Source organism: Nonomuraea jiangxiensis (assembly GCF_900099965.1).
GTDB lineage: Bacteria > Actinomycetota > Actinomycetes > Streptosporangiales > Streptosporangiaceae > Nonomuraea > Nonomuraea jiangxiensis.
Genome location: NZ_FNDJ01000001.1, coordinates 447,375 through 464,396 on the forward strand (window position 1 = coordinate 447,375; position 17,022 = coordinate 464,396).

Annotated in this window: 22 protein-coding genes and 1 pseudogene; 17 read left to right on the forward strand and 6 right to left on the reverse strand. The window is 70.0% G+C overall.

From position 1 onward, the window contains the following. Positions 1 to 8 precede the first annotated feature (8 nt). The 5 genes from BLS95_RS01840 (at position 9) to BLS95_RS01860 (ending at position 5,111) form a co-directional block, all read left to right on the forward strand. Complete coding sequence (locus BLS95_RS01840; RefSeq protein WP_090928383.1) at positions 9 to 1,037, forward strand: LacI family DNA-binding transcriptional regulator; 1,029 nt, start codon at positions 9 to 11, stop codon at positions 1,035 to 1,037. Positions 1,038 to 1,238: 201 nt separating this feature from the next. Then, complete coding sequence (locus BLS95_RS01845) at positions 1,239 to 2,336, forward strand: Gfo/Idh/MocA family protein (RefSeq protein WP_090928384.1); 1,098 nt, start codon at positions 1,239 to 1,241, stop codon at positions 2,334 to 2,336. Continuing rightward, positions 2,333 to 3,250, forward strand: coding sequence for a DUF6807 domain-containing protein (locus tag BLS95_RS01850; RefSeq protein WP_090928386.1), 918 nt, complete (start codon positions 2,333 to 2,335; stop codon positions 3,248 to 3,250). Before BLS95_RS01845 ends, BLS95_RS01850 begins: the two co-directional genes overlap by 4 nt. Next, complete coding sequence (locus BLS95_RS01855; RefSeq protein WP_090928388.1) at positions 3,247 to 4,065, forward strand: cupin domain-containing protein; 819 nt, start codon at positions 3,247 to 3,249, stop codon at positions 4,063 to 4,065. Before BLS95_RS01850 ends, BLS95_RS01855 begins: the two co-directional genes overlap by 4 nt. 14 nt (positions 4,066 to 4,079) lie before the next feature. Continuing rightward, positions 4,080 to 5,111 carry a LacI family DNA-binding transcriptional regulator gene (locus BLS95_RS01860; protein WP_176992976.1) on the forward strand — a complete coding sequence of 344 codons (1,032 nt, stop codon included), beginning with the start codon at positions 4,080 to 4,082 and terminating at the stop codon, positions 5,109 to 5,111. Positions 5,112 to 5,220: 109 nt separating this feature from the next. On the opposite strand, the gene BLS95_RS01865 is transcribed toward BLS95_RS01860, so the two are convergent. Next, the gene (locus BLS95_RS01865; RefSeq protein ID WP_090928392.1) at positions 5,221 to 6,249 is read right to left on the reverse strand and encodes an ArsR/SmtB family transcription factor; all 1,029 of its coding nucleotides are present in this window, start codon (positions 6,247 to 6,249) and stop codon (positions 5,221 to 5,223) included. A 566-nt stretch (positions 6,250 to 6,815) separates the two neighbouring features. Between BLS95_RS01865 and BLS95_RS01870 the strand changes: the two genes are divergently transcribed. Both BLS95_RS01870 and BLS95_RS59700 read left to right on the forward strand, forming a co-directional pair. Next, a complete protein-coding gene (locus tag BLS95_RS01870; protein ID WP_090928394.1) occupies positions 6,816 to 7,004 on the forward strand; it encodes a hypothetical protein in 189 nt (62 codons plus the stop codon). Positions 7,005 to 7,283: 279 nt separating this feature from the next. Continuing rightward, positions 7,284 to 7,796 carry an RICIN domain-containing protein gene (locus tag BLS95_RS59700; RefSeq protein ID WP_425434685.1) on the forward strand — a complete coding sequence of 171 codons (513 nt, stop codon included), beginning with the start codon at positions 7,284 to 7,286 and terminating at the stop codon, positions 7,794 to 7,796. Positions 7,797 to 7,905: 109 nt separating this feature from the next. Here the strand turns inward: BLS95_RS59700 and BLS95_RS01880 are convergent, their stop codons facing one another. After that, positions 7,906 to 8,154, reverse strand: coding sequence for a hypothetical protein (locus BLS95_RS01880; RefSeq protein ID WP_090928398.1), 249 nt, complete (start codon positions 8,152 to 8,154; stop codon positions 7,906 to 7,908). 126 nt (positions 8,155 to 8,280) lie between these two features. Between BLS95_RS01880 and BLS95_RS01885 the strand changes: the two genes are divergently transcribed. Further along, entirely contained in the window at positions 8,281 to 9,579 is a 1,299-nt protein-coding gene (locus tag BLS95_RS01885; protein WP_090928400.1) for a hypothetical protein, read from the forward strand. A gap of 62 nt (positions 9,580 to 9,641) precedes the next feature. On the opposite strand, the gene BLS95_RS01890 is transcribed toward BLS95_RS01885, so the two are convergent. Together BLS95_RS01890 and BLS95_RS01895 are read right to left on the reverse strand one after the other, a co-directional pair. After that, entirely contained in the window at positions 9,642 to 10,070 is a 429-nt protein-coding gene (locus BLS95_RS01890; protein ID WP_143043549.1) for a hypothetical protein, read from the reverse strand. Positions 10,071 to 10,399: 329 nt separating this feature from the next. Further along, a complete protein-coding gene (locus tag BLS95_RS01895) occupies positions 10,400 to 10,813 on the reverse strand; it encodes a MarR family winged helix-turn-helix transcriptional regulator (RefSeq protein WP_090928404.1) in 414 nt (137 codons plus the stop codon). Between the two features lie 82 nt (positions 10,814 to 10,895). On the opposite strand from BLS95_RS01895, the gene BLS95_RS01900 reads away from it, so the two are divergent. The 5 genes from BLS95_RS01900 to BLS95_RS01915 are packed head-to-tail and all read left to right on the forward strand — an operon-like array spanning position 10,896 to position 14,284. Then, a complete protein-coding gene (locus BLS95_RS01900; protein ID WP_176992978.1) occupies positions 10,896 to 11,453 on the forward strand; it encodes a UbiX family flavin prenyltransferase in 558 nt (185 codons plus the stop codon). 12 nt (positions 11,454 to 11,465) lie between these two features. Continuing rightward, a complete protein-coding gene (locus BLS95_RS01905) occupies positions 11,466 to 12,401 on the forward strand; it encodes a UbiD family decarboxylase domain-containing protein (protein WP_281249938.1) in 936 nt (311 codons plus the stop codon). 5 nt (positions 12,402 to 12,406) lie between these two features. Next, on the forward strand, positions 12,407 to 12,607 hold the full coding sequence (locus BLS95_RS58850) for a hypothetical protein (RefSeq protein ID WP_281249939.1): 201 nt from the start codon (positions 12,407 to 12,409) through the stop codon (positions 12,605 to 12,607). Next, positions 12,588 to 12,818, forward strand: a complete 231-nt coding sequence (locus BLS95_RS58855) for a non-oxidative hydroxyarylic acid decarboxylases subunit D (RefSeq protein ID WP_090928406.1) — start codon at positions 12,588 to 12,590, stop codon at positions 12,816 to 12,818. Before BLS95_RS58850 ends, BLS95_RS58855 begins: the two co-directional genes overlap by 20 nt. Then, positions 12,815 to 14,284, forward strand: a complete 1,470-nt coding sequence (locus BLS95_RS01915; RefSeq protein ID WP_090928408.1) for a carboxylesterase/lipase family protein — start codon at positions 12,815 to 12,817, stop codon at positions 14,282 to 14,284. The genes BLS95_RS58855 and BLS95_RS01915 overlap by 4 nt, the downstream gene beginning before the upstream one ends. Before the next feature lie 119 nt (positions 14,285 to 14,403). Here BLS95_RS01915 and BLS95_RS59490 read toward each other — a convergent pair. Continuing rightward, positions 14,404 to 14,647, reverse strand: a pseudogene (locus tag BLS95_RS59490) (IS630 family transposase); the annotation flags it as partial. A 6-nt stretch (positions 14,648 to 14,653) separates the two neighbouring features. On the opposite strand from BLS95_RS59490, the gene BLS95_RS56665 reads away from it, so the two are divergent. The 3 genes from BLS95_RS56665 to BLS95_RS56675 are packed head-to-tail and all read left to right on the forward strand — an operon-like array spanning position 14,654 to position 15,496. Then, positions 14,654 to 14,926: a helix-turn-helix domain-containing protein gene (locus tag BLS95_RS56665; RefSeq protein ID WP_218135539.1), complete on the forward strand. Its 273-nt coding sequence runs from the start codon at positions 14,654 to 14,656 to the stop codon at positions 14,924 to 14,926. Further along, a complete protein-coding gene (locus tag BLS95_RS56670; protein ID WP_218135540.1) occupies positions 14,916 to 15,080 on the forward strand; it encodes a hypothetical protein in 165 nt (54 codons plus the stop codon). The genes BLS95_RS56665 and BLS95_RS56670 overlap by 11 nt, the downstream gene beginning before the upstream one ends. Then, on the forward strand, positions 15,077 to 15,496 hold the full coding sequence (locus tag BLS95_RS56675) for a transposase (RefSeq protein WP_218135541.1): 420 nt from the start codon (positions 15,077 to 15,079) through the stop codon (positions 15,494 to 15,496). Before BLS95_RS56670 ends, BLS95_RS56675 begins: the two co-directional genes overlap by 4 nt. 7 nt (positions 15,497 to 15,503) lie before the next feature. Here the strand turns inward: BLS95_RS56675 and BLS95_RS01935 are convergent, their stop codons facing one another. After that, a complete protein-coding gene (locus BLS95_RS01935; RefSeq protein ID WP_090929133.1) occupies positions 15,504 to 16,331 on the reverse strand; it encodes an SDR family NAD(P)-dependent oxidoreductase in 828 nt (275 codons plus the stop codon). A gap of 97 nt (positions 16,332 to 16,428) precedes the next feature. Between BLS95_RS01935 and BLS95_RS01940 the strand changes: the two genes are divergently transcribed. After that, entirely contained in the window at positions 16,429 to 17,001 is a 573-nt protein-coding gene (locus BLS95_RS01940; RefSeq protein ID WP_090928410.1) for a TetR/AcrR family transcriptional regulator, read from the forward strand. Positions 17,002 to 17,022: the final 21 nt, after the last annotated feature.

Here is a 17,022-nt window from a genome sequence, read left to right on the forward strand (position 1 = left end):
CACCGCGGATGCCCCATGCGGCGAGGCCCACGGTCACGCTGCACGACGTGGCCGCCGCGGCGGGAGTCTCGGTCTCCACCGCGTCCAGGGTCCTGGGCGGCAGCAGCCGCAAGGTCGCGCCCGAGTACGAGGCCCGCGTACTGGCCGCGGCGGAGGCCCTGCGTTACACGGTGGACGCCTCCGCGCGGGCGATGCGCCGGGCGAGCGACGCGGTCGCGCTCGTCGCCGACGACCTGACGACGCCCTCCATCGGCATGGTGGTGGCCGCCATGGAACGCGAGGCCCGGACGGCCGGAGCCTTCGTCACGGTCTCGTCCACCATGGGCGTTCCGGACCGCCAGCTGGAGACCGTGCGCCTGCTGCGGGCGCTGCGCCCGCGCGCGCTCGTGCTCACCTCCAGCCGGTTCATGGCGGACGCGCTCGAAGGCGGGCTGGGCAGGGAACTCCGCTCGTACGAACGCGACGGCGGCCGGGTCGTGATCGTCGGCGAGGCGGACCCGCCTTTCGACGCGATCGGCTTCGACAATTACCGCGCCGGATTTTCTGCGGGCGCCTTCGTCGCGCGATCCGGGCATCGCCGGGTGGCGATATTCGGCGGCTCCGCAGAACTACGCAACATGTCCGACCGTACGGCCGGATTCGTCGCCGGACTGCGGGCCGGAGGGGTGGCCGAGCGGGACGTCCGGATCGATCACTGCCCGGTCAGCCGGGCCGGCGGATTCCAGGCGGCGGAACGGTTGGCGGCGGCGGGAATGGACGGCCGGGAGGCGGTTCTCGCGGCCAACGACCTCATCGCCGTCGGCGCACTGTCGGGTTTCCGGGCCGCGGGTGTGCGGGTTCCCGAGGACGTTTCCGTGACGGGGATCGACGACATTCCGCTCGCCGGTGACGTGACGCCGCGGCTGACGACGGTGGCGCTGCCGCTGGCGCACGCCGGCGCGGAGGCGATCCGCTTCGCGCTGGGGGAGGCGGCGGCCACGCCCCGGCGGCTGACCCTCGAAGGGCGACTGATCGTCCGCGAGAGCACCCGTCCCTGACCTCCGTGGTCAGGGGCCCGGGGGCCGGCTCAAGCGGACGTTCACGGGAGTCGATCGGTCAGGCGAAGCCGCCGCTCCGGGTTCTCACCGGACACTCTTGACGCTCCCGTGAAGCCGTGCAAATGTGCGGAATACGTTTTCCCGATCACCGAGCCGCAGTCCGAGATCGACGATCCTGACCCCCACAGGAGAGAAATCCAGATGTCCCAACGGAAATACCGGGCCGCGATCATCGGGACCGGTGCCATCGCGCACGCCCACGCCAAGGCGGTGCTCGGCTCCGGCCGGGCGAGCCTGGTGGCGGTGGCCGACGTGGACGCCGGCCGGGCGAGCGAGTTCGCCGCCACGTACGACGTGCCACGCAGCCACGCCAGCGCGGAGGAGCTGCTGCGCGCGGAGGAGCTGAACTTCGTGCACCTGTGCACGCCGCCCAAGCTGCACGCCCCGCTGGCCCTGGCCTGCCTGGAGGCCGGGGTGACGGCGCTGGTGGAGAAGCCGCCCACGCTCTCGCTCGCCGAGTTCGACACCCTGATCGAGGCCGAGCGCCGCTCGAACGCGCACGTCGCGACCGTCCTGCAGCACCGCTTCGGGGCCGGCGCGCTGCGCCTGCGCAGACTGGCGGACGCCGGCGAACTGGGCCGCCCGCTGCTGGCGACCAGCCTCACCCAGTGGTACCGCGACGGGGACTACTACGCGATGCCGTGGCGTGGCACCTGGGAGTCCGAGGGCGGCGGGCCCACGATGGGGCACGGCATCCACCAGTTCGACCTGCTGTTCTCGGTGCTCGGGCCGTGGCGCGAGGTCACGGCCGTGGCGGCCCGCCGGTCCCGCGACGTGGACACCGAGGACGTGTCGATGGCGCTGGTGACGTTCGAGAGCGGCGCGGTCGCCACGATCGTGAACTCGGTCGTGTCCCCGCGGCAGACCTCCCAACTGCGCTTCGACTACGAGCACGCCACGGTGGAGGTCGACCACCTGTACGGCTACACCGACGACGACTGGACCATGACCCCGGCGCCGGGCCACGAGAAGGTGGCCGCCCTGTGGGCGGAGGGTCACACCGACGTGCCCAGCGGCCACCCCGGCTGGCTCACCGCCGTGCTCGACGCGCTCGACCAGGGCCAGGCGCCGCCGGTGACCACCTCCGACGCCCGGCGCACGATGGAGTTCATCGCCGCCCTGTACGCCTCGTCCTTCACCGGTGAGCGCGTGCGGAGCGGGCAGATCACCGCCGGCAGCCCGTTCGCCCTGAGCATGGAGGGCACGGGCGCCCCCTGGGAGAAGGTGAGGAACAAGTGACCCTACGGGCCAACCACGCGCTCGGCCGCTCGGTCGCCGTCACTGCGGGCGACGTCGAGTTGTTCACCTACGTCTACCGGCCGGACACGCCGGTACTGGAGTCGCCGAAACCGTACCTGCATCCCGTCCGCACCCTCGGCGGTGCGCTGGTGTCGCTGTTCCGGCCGCACGACCATGTCTGGCACAAGGGCATCGCCTGGTCGCTGCCGCACGTGGGGGAGCACAACTTCTGGGGCGGGCCGACGTACGTACAGGGGGAGTACGTGCAGCTCGACAACAACGGCAGCGCCACGCACCGCGAGATGACCACGCTGGCGGCCCGGGACGGCCGGGTCGAGCTCGGGCACACGCTCGGCTGGACCGCGCAGGCGGGCGACCCGGTGATCGAGGAGCGGCGGGCCCTGACCGCGCTCCTCGTGGACGACGCGACCTGGGCGCTGCTGTTCGACACGGCCATGACGAACGTGTCCGGCGGCACGATCGACTTCGGCTCCCCGACCACGAAGGGCCGCGAGAACGCCGGATACGGCGGCCTCTTCTGGCGCGGCCCCCGGTCGTTCACCAACGGCGTCATCCAGTCGCCCGGCGGGGCGGGCGGCGACGAGTTGCGCGGCACGCGGGCGGAGTGGTTCGGCTTCCGCGGCCGGCACGACGAGACCGGCGAACACTCGACGATCGTCATGGTGGACGACACCGCGAACCCGCGGCACCCGCCGCAATGGTTCGCGCGCAGCGAGCAGTTCGCGTGCCTGTGCCCGGCGCCGTTCTTCAGCGAGGAGGTGCCGCTGCCGGACGGCGAGACCATGCGCTTCCGGTACGCGGTCCTGATCGCCGACGGCGACCGCGGCCCGGACGGTTGCGCCCGGCTGGCCGAGCAGGGCAGGCAGGCACTGGCCGGAGCGGCGGGGTCATGACGTTCCCCGGGGGCACGTCGGTCAGCCGGCTGTCGGTCTACTCGGGTTCCGCCTGCGCCGACGGCCTGGAAGGCGGCACGCCGCACCTGCACACGGCCTCCACCGAGGCGTACGTGGTCGTCGGCGGGCACGGCGCGCTGCTCACGCTGGACCTGAACGGCTTGCGCGAGACGCGGCTGAGCGCCGGCTCCACCGTGTGGTTCACGCCCGGCACCATCCACCGCGCGGTCAACCACGGCGACCTGGAGGTCGTGGTCGTCATGCAGAACGCCGGGCTGCCCGAGGCGGGCGACGCCGTCATGACGTTCCCGCCGGAGATCGTGTCCGACCCGGAGCGCTACCGAGCCGCCGCCACCCTGCCCTCCGGACCGCCCGCAACCGCCCTGCCCTCCGGACCGCCCGCAACCACCTTGCCCGCCGTGCCCGGACTGCCTGCCGCCGGCCCTCCTGCCGTCGCCCCACATGACGTCGAGGAGGCCGTCGCGCGGCGGCGGGATCTGGCCGTCGAGGGGTTCCTGCGGCTGGCGGACAGCGCCGCCCGCGGCGACCTCGGCCCCCTCCGGCGGTTCTACGACAGCGCCGTCGCGCTGGTCCGCCCCAGGGTGGCGGACTGGCGGGCGATCTGGGAGGACACGGTCGCCCGGGAGACCCGTCACACCGCCGCGATTCTGGACGCCCTGGAACAAGGCGACGGAGCCCACCTCAGCCGGTCGGCCCTGATGGAGAGCCCGCCGGAGAGGCGATGGGGGATGTGCGGGCACCTGCGCGCGCACGACGTCACCCACCCCATCGTGCGCACCCCGGAACAGGATTAGCGACAATGATCGGCATGGATGACGGGCCCAAGGCCCCGCCGACCCTGCACGACGTCGCCCGGGAGGCAGGCGTCTCCATCGCCACGGCGTCACGCGCGCTCAACGGCAGCTCGCGCAACGTCCGATCGGAGAACGCCTCCCGGGTGCGGGCCGCAGCGGCCAAGCTCGACTACGAGCCGCACCTGTCGGCGCAGGCCATCGCGAAGGGCTCGACCAGGACCGTCGCGCTGGTGGTGCGCGACGTCGCCGATCCCTACTTCTCCTCCATCGCCGCCGGGGTCACCCAGGCGGCGCAGGAGTGCCGGCTCATCGTCACCATGGCGGTGGCCGGCGGCTCGCCCGAGCGGGAACTGGAGATCGTCAGGACGCTGCGCGGCCGACGCCCCCGCGTCATCATCGTCGCCGGCAGCCGGGTGGACGGCTCCGGCACCAGGGGCACCCTTGTCGAGGAGCTGACGGAATACCGTACGGCGGGCGGGCGGGTCGTCCTGATCAGCCAGCGGGACCTGCCGTTCGGCACGGTCACGATCGACAACCGGGGCGGCGCCGAGCGGCTGGCGCGGGCGCTGCTCGCGGCGGGCTACCGGCGCTTCGCGGTCCTCCACGCGCAGGAACGGATCCGTACGTCCCGCGAGCGCCACGACGGCTTCCTCGCCGGGCTGCGCCACGCCGGGGTGCCGGAGCCGCTCGCGATCGAGACCGGCTTCACCCGCGCGGGCGGCTACGAGGCCGCGCGCCGGCTGGTGGAGCGGGGGGTGGCGGACGTGGAGGCGGTGTTCGCGGTCAACGACGTGATGGCGATCGGCGCCATGACGGGTCTCCGCGACGCCGGGATCGTGCCCGGCCGGGACATCGGGGTGGCGGGCTTCGACGACATCGACGCGGCGGTGGACGTGGTCCCGGCCCTCACGACGGTGGCCGTGCCGCTGCGCGAGGCCGGCCTGACGGCGATGCGCCTCGCGCTGTCGGACGAGGAGACGGCCGACCACTCCCTGCCGACCAACGTCGTCCTCCGCGAGAGCACCCCGCCCCGACCACCCACCTGAGCCCCCACCTGAGCCCCCACCTGAGCCCCCACCTGAGCCCCCACCTGAGCCCCCGCCCCCCTGAACGCACCCCGCTGACCGCCCACCGCTTCGCCCTGCCGGCTCGGCGTCAGCGGCGGAACAGGTCCAGCAGTTCCTCCGCCCGCTCAGTGCGGGCGATCCACACCTCGCGGCCCCGCCGCTCCCGCGTGATGAGCCGCCCCGCCCGCAGCCGGTCGCAGTGGTACGTGAGGCCGCTGGGCGCGATCCTCATGCCGGTCGCCAGCATGGACATGGTCATGGGCTGGTCGAGCGCGCAGAGCAGGTCGGCACGGACGGGCCCGACGAGCGCCGACAACTCGTCCACGGCCGGCGCCATGGGCTCGCGCCACAACGCCTCCACCCCGGGGACGGGGTAGGCGATCCACACCGCCTCCGGGTCGTCCAGGCTGAAGATCACCGACTCCCGGCCGGCCAGCATCGGCACCAGGACGATGTCCCGGGCGCCCAGGTCGTACGTGCCGGCCTCGGTGCCGGAGATGAGCAGGCCGCGCTCCCCGTACGTGATGCGCTCGCTGAGCGCCCCCAGCAGCAGCTCGGCCCCGCCGCGTACGGTGGCGATGCCCACCCGCTGGACCTCCCGGTCCAGCAGCGAGCGGGCCTGCTTCCACAGGGGCTCCGTGGTGTTCCACACCTCGGACAGCGCGCCCGCGTAGCCGCGCAGCCAGTGGGCGGGGCGCGCGGCGGCCGAGCGCCAGTGGGCCGGCGGCTCTCCCGGGCCGAACGTCCGTTCCAGGTCCTTGACCAGGTTCTCCGGCGGGAAGTCGCGCAACGCGGTGATCTGCGCCTGCACCGTGACGTCGCCGTCGGCGGGCGTACGCGGCACCAGGAAGTCGGGTGCGACCGGGTGGCCCGGCGCGCCCAGCGGACGTACCGCCTCGTGGCCGATCCGGCCGACTCGGGAGCCGATCGCCCGCCGCCAGGGCTCGGGCAGGCCACGGCGGCGGCCGGCGAGGGCGTCGGCGGCCATGGCGAGGGCGGTCAGCGTGGGCGAGATGGAAATGGAGAGCTGAGGTGTGGAGCGGACGCGCAGCTCGCTCCACCCCTTCGTCCTGGTGACTTGAGCCCCCGCGGGCAGGACTTTCGACAGGGAGTGCATTGCCGGAGAGACGCCTCAACTATTACGTGATGCGAACGCTCCTGCTTTCGATGGCATTATTCCGCTCGATGATCGCGTCCATGAAATACGTCCCCCTGTGTGCTGCCGTAATGCCGGATTCACCGGTCACACGGCAACTTACGCCCTTTCGCTAACCTGCGGCTTTCACATCCCTTACACTGCCCTGTCACGTATCTGTCCCAGTTATCCCCGCCACCCTCGGGACAGCCTCCCGGCGCCCCTCGCCCTCGTCTTCACGGGAATTCCGGTTCGCAAGGAAACACAATGTCGGTCATCCGTCAACCGGCCTGATCCGGCCGCGACCAGCCCCCTGTGCCTGCCCCTGGCGGCCGGCCGCGTTGGTTCTTTGCCACCGGAACGTAGGTCCCTTTCACACGGGTGAAGAGATCGCTGCCCGGGGGTGGAGTTTTTCACCACGGTCATCCAGAAGAACCACTGGCCGGTGCCCCCATCGGGATGGAAAGCTGCCCGCAACCGCCCCGGTCCTCCTGCGAACGGATGGCCGGGGTGGAACCCCTGCAGGGTGCACCGGAAGGAGTGCGACGATGACGCAAGACGCCGGCCGCGTCGCGGCGAAGCGGATCAATGACCACGTGGAGCTGATCCACGGGGACAGCCCGGACACAGTGTTGGAAGTGCCTCGCCGTGACTGGGAGCGCTTCACCGCGGCAGTCAAGTCGGGAGCCTTCGATCTGGAGTCACTCGAACGGGAGGCCGAAGAGCACGTCGCCTGACGTACTCGCCGGCACCACAGGGGCGTCCGTTCTCGCGCAGGGGAGCGGGCGCCCTCTCGCGTGTCCGCCAGGGCGCCCCGCCCACGCCAAGTTTGGCACGCATTGCACGCTCTGCGACACAAGAGGCCATGGACGATGGAAAGGCCGGAGGTGATCCTTACAGTCGCAAAACTCCCCAGAAAAGGACAAAGGATGTTTCGAGTGAGGACACGCATCGGAGCCGTGGTGGTCGCGGGGCTGATGACCTTAACGGGTTTCAGTCTCACGTCGGGGAACGCCATGGCCAGGACTGCCGAACCGAGCGCCGCGCAGGCCGGGCCGGCGAGTGGTGAACCGGCCGACCCCTCAGCCGGAAACCCGCCGGCCCAGCGAACAGGCGAGAGCTCCGCCGCGGATCTGCTGGAACTTCGCAACCAGTGGTACGACTTGTGCATGTCCGCGCGCGGGGGTGCCGGCGAACGCCCGGTCTTCGTCACCACGTGCGGCGGCTGGTTAGACCAGCGCTGGGTACGCGAACCGATACCGAACTCCCCGTACACCCGTTTTCGCAACTACGCGCTCCAGCTGTGCCTCGCCGCCCGAGGGAACACCGCCGCTGTCGCCACAACGTGTGGCACTGGAGCGCAATGGCCCGACCAGCTCTGGGTGGTCCTCATCAACGACTGGGGCAACTACCAACTCGGGAACGCTGCCTCAGGGTTGTGCCTGGGGGTCAGCGCTTCGGGTGAGGCACCGGTGCGAGCGACCACATGCGCCGACAGGCAGGACCAGACCTGGATGCCGTACCCCTAGCTACTTGCCCCTGAAAAAGGCTGGTGAGCCTTGATCAACCGGCTGTAGATGCCGGCGAACGTGGATGCGGTGTGCCGGGATGGTCCGTGGGCGCGCCCCGGGCCCCAGGTCACCCGCTGATAACCGTCATCCGTTGGAGGTTGTAAGCGAAGATCCCGAGCGCTGCCCAGATTCGTGCGCCTTTGGCCCATTCCACGATCAGGTTCAATCCGGGCAGTTCGGTGCTGCTCTTCGTCCGGAACACCCGGTCGCCGATCTTCGGGTCGATCTCGTCGCCGGTCTTCAGCAGCGCAACCAGCATCCGCGCGTCCGACAGCGTCAGTTTCCCCGTCTGGGTCAGCTTTCGGCCTTCGCCCACCCACTCGGTGAACGCTCACAACTCCTCTTGCATAGCGTTCAGAGTATGGCGCGGCGTTCGCCTCAGCCGCCCGCGCGATGCGAACGAGCCCTTCCTGGCTCATGGACACCCGTAGGATCGGGTGCCGTGGCGAAGAAGCGTAAAGCGAAGGCAAGCCCCACGCGGGGGGTCAGCGGTCATCCTGCCCGGCGCGCGCTGCAACTCGCGGCCCGTCAGCCCGCACCTGATCGTCGTTCCGGGCTGCTTGAGTCGCTGCTGGGGACCGCTGGGGATCAATGGTGGCCGGAGTCCCAGAATGCGATCATCGAGCGCCTCGCCGACCTGCCGGCCCACTCGCCTCTGCGGCTGGAGAACGCCGTCGTCGACCTGGTCGGCGAGGAGCTGTGGACACGTACCCAGACCGAGACCATGGGTTTCCACTGGGACCAGTACCTGGCCGCTCTGGCCGATCTCGTCCGCGACAAGATCCAGATCGGCGCGCGCACCGGCGGGCAGGTGGATGACCTGTGGCAGCTGCTGCACGGGCTGGCCGCGATGACCCCGCCGTCCAGCGGGCAGATGCTGCGCCGCGACCCCGACCTCGCCGTTCGAGAAGCCATCAAGGACACCACGGCGGCCTTGGCCAAGGCCGGCATCGCTCCCGAGTGGCCGAGTGACGTTCTCCGGGCCGCTCCGGCTGGGGAGCCACTGCTGCTGGCTGACGCGTACGGTTCGCGGTACGCGCTCCTGGCCCCCTTCACCTGGGGCGAGCAGGACCCGCACTGGTACTGCTGGGACATCGACCGCTGCACCGGAGACCGGGTCGTGCACGCCGGCGTATTCGCCTCACCGCAGGAAGCGTTGGCTGAGTGGCGAGCCGCCGTCGGGACGCACGCGGCACCCGCCTTTGCCCAACCGGCTCCGTGCGACCAGGCCAAAGCCCGCGACCTGCTGGATCCGCTGTGCCGTTCTGACCTCGTGGGTGCCCTGCTGTTCGGCGGTGAGTCGCGACAGCTCATCGCCGAGCATTTCCGCCTGCGCCAGCGCGCCCGCGCGCTCTGCGAGTCGTTCACCGTCGCTCCCGAGCCCAGGCTTCAGCAGGACCTGAACCCGATCATCGACGACTTCGCCGCCTGGCTACGCGATCGAGATGACCGCAGCCCCGAACGGGAAGACGTCGCCACGCTCGCCGACAGTTGGTCCCACCTGTCCGGGCCCGGCTACTATGCCTGCTCCCCGCATCGGATCGAGCACGCCGTGGTCCTCGTCGCGGACGGGTACATCGAGAAGTACGCCGAGGCTGTACTCGATCTGCTGCCGCAGTGGGTCGAATGGTGCATCGAGCGCACGGGCCTGACCGGCGAACTGGCAGAGCGATCCCGCCGGGCAGCCGCGAACAACCGGTGGGACGGATCCGACAGCATGGACCTGCGCCGCATCGAATAGGGCGGGCCGTTGCGCTTTCCGCGTCATGTGGTTCAGGGACTGAGCGGCGGCAAGATGGTTGGTCAGGGGCTGATCGCCGAGGAGCAGAGACGCGTTCTCACGGGTTTGCGCCTTCCGGTCGAAAGTTGCGCGAGCGTGGGGTGCCGGCTGTCACGAGTGCGTTTAGCAGGCGGCCGAAGGCGCTCAGGTCGGCGCGGCGCCATGGCGGAGATCGTGGAGCCGGATCGGCGGTAGGCCCGCCAGGTAGGGCGGCCGGAGAAACCGGTCGGAGACATGCCGGGATGCGGCCGGTGGCCGTCGGGCTGGGTGGAGACGAACTCGCCGTCGGTCCACGCCTCGCCCATGGCCAGCCGTTCTTGGCGTTGCTGCTGCCGGTGAACACGCAGCACCCGTGCGGTGTCGGTGTCCAGAGCGATGGTGCGCACCGAGGCGCCGGTCTTCGGAGTGCCCTCATGAACCTCCCAGGCCAGCTGCACGAGCTGCCAGATCACGGTCAAGGCATGGCCGTGGAGCCGGTGCACGTGACCCACCCGTACGATGTCTCGGCGCGGTCCACCGCCTGCACGCCCAGGGCGCGGAGATGTTAGTCGGGCGCGTACTCGTCGATCGCGGCCGTCTGACCTTCGACGAGGGGCTCGCCGGACGTCACGGAACGCACAGCCTCTTCCGAGAAGGATCACGTCAAATAGATTCTGAGCTCCTGGATTCCGTGAGGCGGGTCGCGGAGGGCGTGCAAGGAAAGCAGCCGGTCTCCTCGGTGCGGGCAAAGCGGTCGGCGATCTCCCTGAGATTCACCTGTCGAGGCCTGGGCAAGGGTCGTTCAGCGGCCCCGGGAGTCCACCATCAGAGACAACAGTCGTGTGAGTTCCCTGCGGTCATCCGGCTCGAGTTCCCGCAGGAAGGTCTCGCTGACGGCGTCCGCTCGGGGGCGGGCGGCCGCGTAGATCTCCCGGCCCTTGTCCGTGAGCGACACGAACCGCCGTCGCCTGTCGCGTGGTTCGGTACGCCGCTCGACCACCCCCTGGGCCTCAAGCCGGGCAAGCAGATCCGCGAGCGTCGCCTTCGTGGAGGCGGCGGCCTCGACGAGCAAATTCTGTTCGAGCTCGGTGGCCTCCGCCAGGGCGGCCAGGACGGCGTACTGCGGCTTGGTCAGGTCCGGCAGGGCTCGCTGCCAGCGGATGCCGTGCTCCCGCAGGACCAGGCGCATCGCATGGAAGGGGCGGTCGTCGAGCATGGAGCCTCCGGGTTGACCGTTCGTGTACGAACGACTAGCGTACCCCTCGCGAAATTGTTCGTACACGAACGATTGGAAGGGAATGCGGCTCATCGTCGGCCTGACCGGGGCGACCGGCGTACCTGCCGGTGTCGCACTGCTCAATGCGCTGCGAGAGCTGGACGGCGTCGAGACCCACCTGATCGTCTCCCGGTGGGCGCGGACCACGATCGAGCTCGAAACGGGCCTGCGGGTGCGGGAGGTAGAGGCTCTCGCCGACCGGATGCACGGGCCGGGAAACCATGCCGCGTCCATCAGCTCCGGCTCGTTCCCGACGGACGGGATGATCGTCGCTCCGTGCAGCATGAAGACGCTGGCGTGCATCCGCGCGGGTTACGCCGACGGGCTGCTCGGCCGTGCGGCCGACGTCGTGCTTAAGGAACGCCGGCCGCTCGTGCTGGTCCCCAGGGAGACGCCGCTGAGCGAGATCCACCTGGAGAACAGGCTGGCGCTGTCCCGGATGGGCGCCCGGATCGTGCGGCCGATGCCGGCCTTCTACAACCGCCCGGAATCGGTCGCCGACATCGTCGACCACATCGTGACCCGCATTCTCGACCGGTCGGGCTGCCCTCTCCCCGGGAGAGGCGCTGGTGCGGCATGACAAGGAGCCCTGATGGCATTTGACGACCTGCGGTCTTTTCTGGCCGCACTCGATGCGGAGGGGCACGCCATCGCGATGGGCCTGCCGCCGGGCACCTCCACGCGCGAACAGGTCGACGAATTTGCCCGCCGGTGGGACCGATTCCCGGTCGCACCGACACGCCGGGATGATCTGCCCTGGCGAGAGAACACCGTCGACGGCGGCGACATCGACCTGTTCGAGCTGCTGCCCCTGTTCCGGCTGAACGACGGCGACGGCGGCTTCTGTCTCGACAAGGCCGCCGTGGTCACCCGGGACCCCGACGATCCGGGCCACTTCGGCAAGCAGAACGTCGGCATCTACCGGATGGAGGTCAAAGGCCCACGCAAGCTCGCGATCCAGCCCGTCCCGATGCACGACGCCGCAGTGCATCTCCGGCATGCCGAGGAGCGCGGGGAGGATCTCCCGATCGCCATCACGATCGGGAACGACCCGGTCATCACGCTGATGGCGTCGGCCCCCCTGCGTTACGACGAATCCGAGTACGAGATGGCTGGCGCCATCCGCCAGAGCCCCTACCCCATCGTGGTGACTCCGCTGCGCGGTCTGGACGTCCCGTGGGGCTCGGAGGTCGTCATCGAAGGAGTCATCGAGGGCCGTAAGCGCGAGATCGAGGGTCCGTTCGGGGAGTTCACCGGCCACTACTCGGGCGATCGCGACCTGCCCGTCGTCCGGGTCGACAAGGTGTCGTTCCGGACGGCACCCATCTTCGAGTCGCTCTACCTCGGCATGCCGTGCACGGAGCTCGACCACCTCATCGGGCCTGCTACCTGCGCGCTGCTCCTCCAGCAGCTCAAAGCCGACTTCCCCGAGGTCAGGGCAGTCAACGCGATGCACACCCCACGGCCTCCTGGTGATCATTTCCACCGGGCGCGCGATACGGCGGCTTCGCGAAGGCCGTCGGGGTGAGGGCCATGACGACGCGACTCGACCCGGGCGCCTCTCCAACCGGCATCACCGACAAGCTCGTCACCGACGCCACCACCCCCGTCGCGCCCGACACCCGGGGTCACTACAGCCAGCAGGTCCGGGACCTGCCGGAAACCGCCGAGTGGGTCACCAGGATCACCGCGATGCTCAACGAAGGGAAACGCCATGCACTGGCCACGCTGTGATCACGACGACGTCGTCGTGGCGGCCACCAGCCCCGTCCCAGGGGTATGGGAGGTGTTCCAATGCCAGATGTATACGTATATGTGGCGGTCTGCGGAGCCACTGCGGCGCATCTCCCGGGAACGCTACCCGGCCGAATTCCGGCTGACGAAGGCCGACATCGATGCCGCGCACGAGTCCCCCTCGATCCCCGCACTGCGAGGCCGGTCATGAGCGGCCCCGAGATAACGACCCGCAGTGGTCGCGTCCGGGGTACGGCCGATGCCGGAGTCAACGTCTTTCTCGGCATCCCCTTCGCCAAGCCACCGATCGGCGCGCTCCGACTGGCGGCCCCCGTGCCCGCCGAGCCGTGGGACGGGGTCCGGCCGGCGGATGCGTTCGGGCCGCCGCCACCGCAGGTCGGTGTGGCCCAAGGCGACCCGGAGTGGCTGACCGTCAACGTGTGGACACCCGACCTCGGTGCGGCGCGGCTGCCGGTCATGGTGTGGATCTACGGTGGCGCCTACGTCCGGGGCCACACGGCTGATCCGACCTACGACGGAGCCCGGCTGGCGCGAGAGGGCGGCGTGGTCGTCGTCACGCTGAACTATCGGGTGGGTGCGGAGGGCTTCGGGCTGTTCGCCGGCGCCCCCGCGAACCGGGGCCTGCTGGACCAGGTCGCCGCGCTCGCCTGGGTGCACGACAACATCGCCGCGTTCGGCGGAGCCCCCGATCAGGTGACCGTCTTCGGTGAATCGGCCGGCGGCGGCTCGGTCGCCGCCCTGCTGGCCATGCCCCGGGCGGCAGGACTGTTTCGCCGGGCGATCGTGCAGAGCATGCCGGGCAAGTTCTACGCCCGGGACCTCGCCGAAGACCTCGGACGCGCGATGGCGGCCGCCACGGGCGCGGCGCCGAACGCCGCCGCCATCGCCGGCCTCAGTCCGGCTGATCTCGTCGCCGCGACCACCCGTGTCGAAGAACAGATCCGTCAGGACCCCGTTCGCTGGGGCGCGGAGGCCAACCGCCCGGTCAGCCCGGTCGTCGACGGCGACGTGATCCCGCGGTCGCCGTGGGAGGCACTGGCCGCCGGCCAGGGCCACGACGTCACGCTTCTGGGCGGCCACACCCGCAACGAGTGGCGGACCATGATGGCCATGGCCGGCCAACTGCCGGAGGTCGGCGACACCGTGATCGACGCAGGCCTGAAGGCACTGACCCCCGATGGGGGCGAAGCCTACCGGCGGGCGTTCCCGGAAGCTCCGCTGTGGCAGCTCTACGAAATGCTCATGACCGACTGGTCATTCCGGATTCCGCTCCTCCAACTGCTGGACGCTCAAGTGGCCGGCGGCGGCAATGCCTTCGCTTACGAACTGGCCTGGACGGTTCCGGGGCTGGGCGGAATGTTGGGCGCTCCGCACGGCTCCGACGTGCCACTTGTCTTCGGCAACCTGACAAAAGGGCTGGCGACGCTGTTCCTCGACGGGAACGTGGCTGAGGCGGAACGGCTCTCCACGCGGATGCGCCGTGCCTGGACGTCGTTCGCGGCCACCGGAGACCCTGGCTGGGATCCCTACAACACGACGCAGCGTATCACCAAGGTTTTCGACACCGAAGACACCACGGGACCCTATCCGGGAGAGGCACACCGCCTGCTCTGGGCCGACCGCCCCTACCAGCCGGTGCGGCTGCCGCGAATGTGACGCGAGTCAACAGAAGCGCTGGCTGGAACACTACGGCGAAGAATTCGCGACCGGGATCGCCATTGTCGCGGGATGGACGGTCTAGTGCGATGACCACGAACGTTCACCGGATGAGGTGATCACGCGACCCGGCGGGCGGGCCGTCCCCAACGACGCTGTCTCTCGCTTCGAACACGAGCGCGTTCACGGCGTTGAGCGGCCAGCACGTCGGGATGGCGGGCGTTGGCGTTGCACCAGCGCAGGTAGGCCTGCAGCGGCGGGTCTGCACGACGTGGTGGGGGTGATGGAGTTGCTCATCACAAAGGTGCGCAGGGGCCCGAACCGCGCCTCGATGGGATGGGCCCACGAGGCGCTGGTCGGCGTGTGGTCATGGCTCGCCGACCGGATGTGTTCGTCCGGCCCTTGTCGATGGAGGAGGGCCGCAAGCTGCAGCGCATCACCCGGACCGCGAAGGACCCGGTCAGGCTGCGGCGGGCGATCGTGGTGATGATGTCGGGCCAGGGCCAGAGCGTCCCGGACATCACCTCGCTGATGCGGGTCGGCGAGGACTACGTGCGCGATGTCATCCATGCCTTCAACGAGCGGGGGTTCGACGCGCTGGACCCAAAATGGGGCGGGGGGCCGTCCGGCGGTGATCAGTGAGCAGACGCGCGAGCACATCTGCCTGATCGCCCGGACAGTCCCCGCCGAGTGGGGCATCACTGGCCACTCCACCTGGAGCCTGCGCACCCTGGCCGAACACCTCATCGCCCGGGGTGTGATCGCCTCGATCAGCCGCCGGTCGACGGGCGGGTGATCCGCGCCGATGAGTTCGGCCCGCTGAACCAGATGCCCCGCGCCGGCAAGCGGTGGCGGGCGTTCCTGTCCTTCCTGAAGACCCTGCGCGCCCGCTGGCCCGGCCAGAAGCTCTACGTGATCCTGGACAACTACTCACCGCACAAGCACGCCCAGGTCCGCTCCTGGAGCGTCGAGCACGATATCGAGCTGGTGTTCCTGCCCACCTATGGCTCGTGGCTGAAGTGGATCGAGTCCGAGTTCGCCGCGCTGCGCTACTACGCCCTCAACGGCACCGACCACCACACCCGCGAGGAACAGAACGCGGCGATCGGCGCCTATATCCGCTGGCGCAACGCCCGCGCGCAACCCAAGACCAGCTTCACCGCCAGCTCACCCATTCGCAGCTGGACCAGTTACCCGGCCAAGGTTGCGTGACAGGCCACTAGCTCTGGTCGAGCAGGTGGCGGGTCAGGTCGTACAGGCGGCGGGCGTTCCCCGGGTCGAGGGTCGGCAGTGACGGGTCGATCGGGGTGCGCCGGTCGTAGGCGAGCAGGCGTCCGGCGGGCGGGTGCTCCATGAGCTCGATGATCGGCTGGATGCTCTTCTCCACCGGCTGGGCGAAGAGCTTGGCGAGCACCTGGATGATCGCCTTGGCCGGTTGCTTGAGGCTGCCGGTGCCGCTGTCGGTGAAACCGGGGTGGTGCAGGAGGTAGCGGGTGCGCCCGTGCGGGTGGTTGGCGGCGTACGCGACGCCCAGCAGGTCGGTGGCGCGGCCGCCCTGCAGCATGGCCTTGATGCTGCCGTAGCCGTCCTTCAGCGACAGGTCGTCCCAGTGGATCGCGCCCTTGGTGATGCCGACGCCGCATATGTTCACGATCATCGGGTCGCCACCTCGCTCAAGGAGGTCCGTCAGGCCGTAGCTGAGCAGGAAGCGGCTGATGTAGTAGAGGGCGAAGGTGCCCTCGAAGCCGTCCGGGGTCTCCACTCGCCGCGGGAAGTGCCGGATCGCGGTGAGGATCAGGCCGTCCAGTGTGTCGTGTCGCGCCTTGACCTCCTCGACCACCCGTAAGTTGTCGGCCACCGAGGTCAGGTCGGCCCGGATGTACGCGGCCCGCTCCGTCGCCCCGTCACGGGCGGCCTCGTCGAGGAACCGCCGTCCCTTGGCCGGGTCGCTGCCCACGATCGTCACGTGGTCTCCTGAGCGCAGGAAGTGCCGGGCCAGCCCGTGGCCCATACCGGCCGTGCCACCCGCAACGACATATGTCCGCATCATAGGTCCTCAAGTCATCGAACGCTGACTTGAAGGACCCTAACACGGACGGCGGATACAATGTCAACGATCGATGACTGGGTTGCGAGGAGAGTGGATGCCGACGAGGGACCGCGAGGCCACCCGGGCGCGCCTGCTGGAGGCCGCCAGGCTGCGCTTCGCCCGTGAGGGCTACGACGCCACCAGCGTCCGCGACATCGCCAGGGACGCGGGGGTGGACGCCACTCTGATCTTCCGCTACTTCGGCTCCAAGAAACGGCTCTTCGACGAGGCCGCCGCCGACATCCCCGACAACCTGCTCGACGGCCCCGAGGAGGAGCTGGTCGCCCGCATGCTCGGCTCGGTCGTCTTCCGCGACTGGGCCCGGTACGGCGGCGAGCACCCCCTGGTCGCCATGCTGCGTTCCTCGGCCCATGAGGACGCCAGGCGGCGCATCCGCGAGGAGGTGTGCACCACGTACGTGCGGGCCCTGGAAGATCTGGTTGAGGGCGAGGACGCCGCTCTGCGGGCGGAGCTACTCAGCGCCTGGCTGGTCGGCATCGGCATTCTGCGCGGGGTCGTCGCCACTCCGGCGCTCGCCGAGGCCGAGCCCGCCGATCTGGCTCCGTACGTCGAGAGCGTCGCCTCGGCTCTGCTCGGCCGCCCGATGAGCGGCATCCCACAACCGTGAGTCCAGCGGCACCCGCGCACC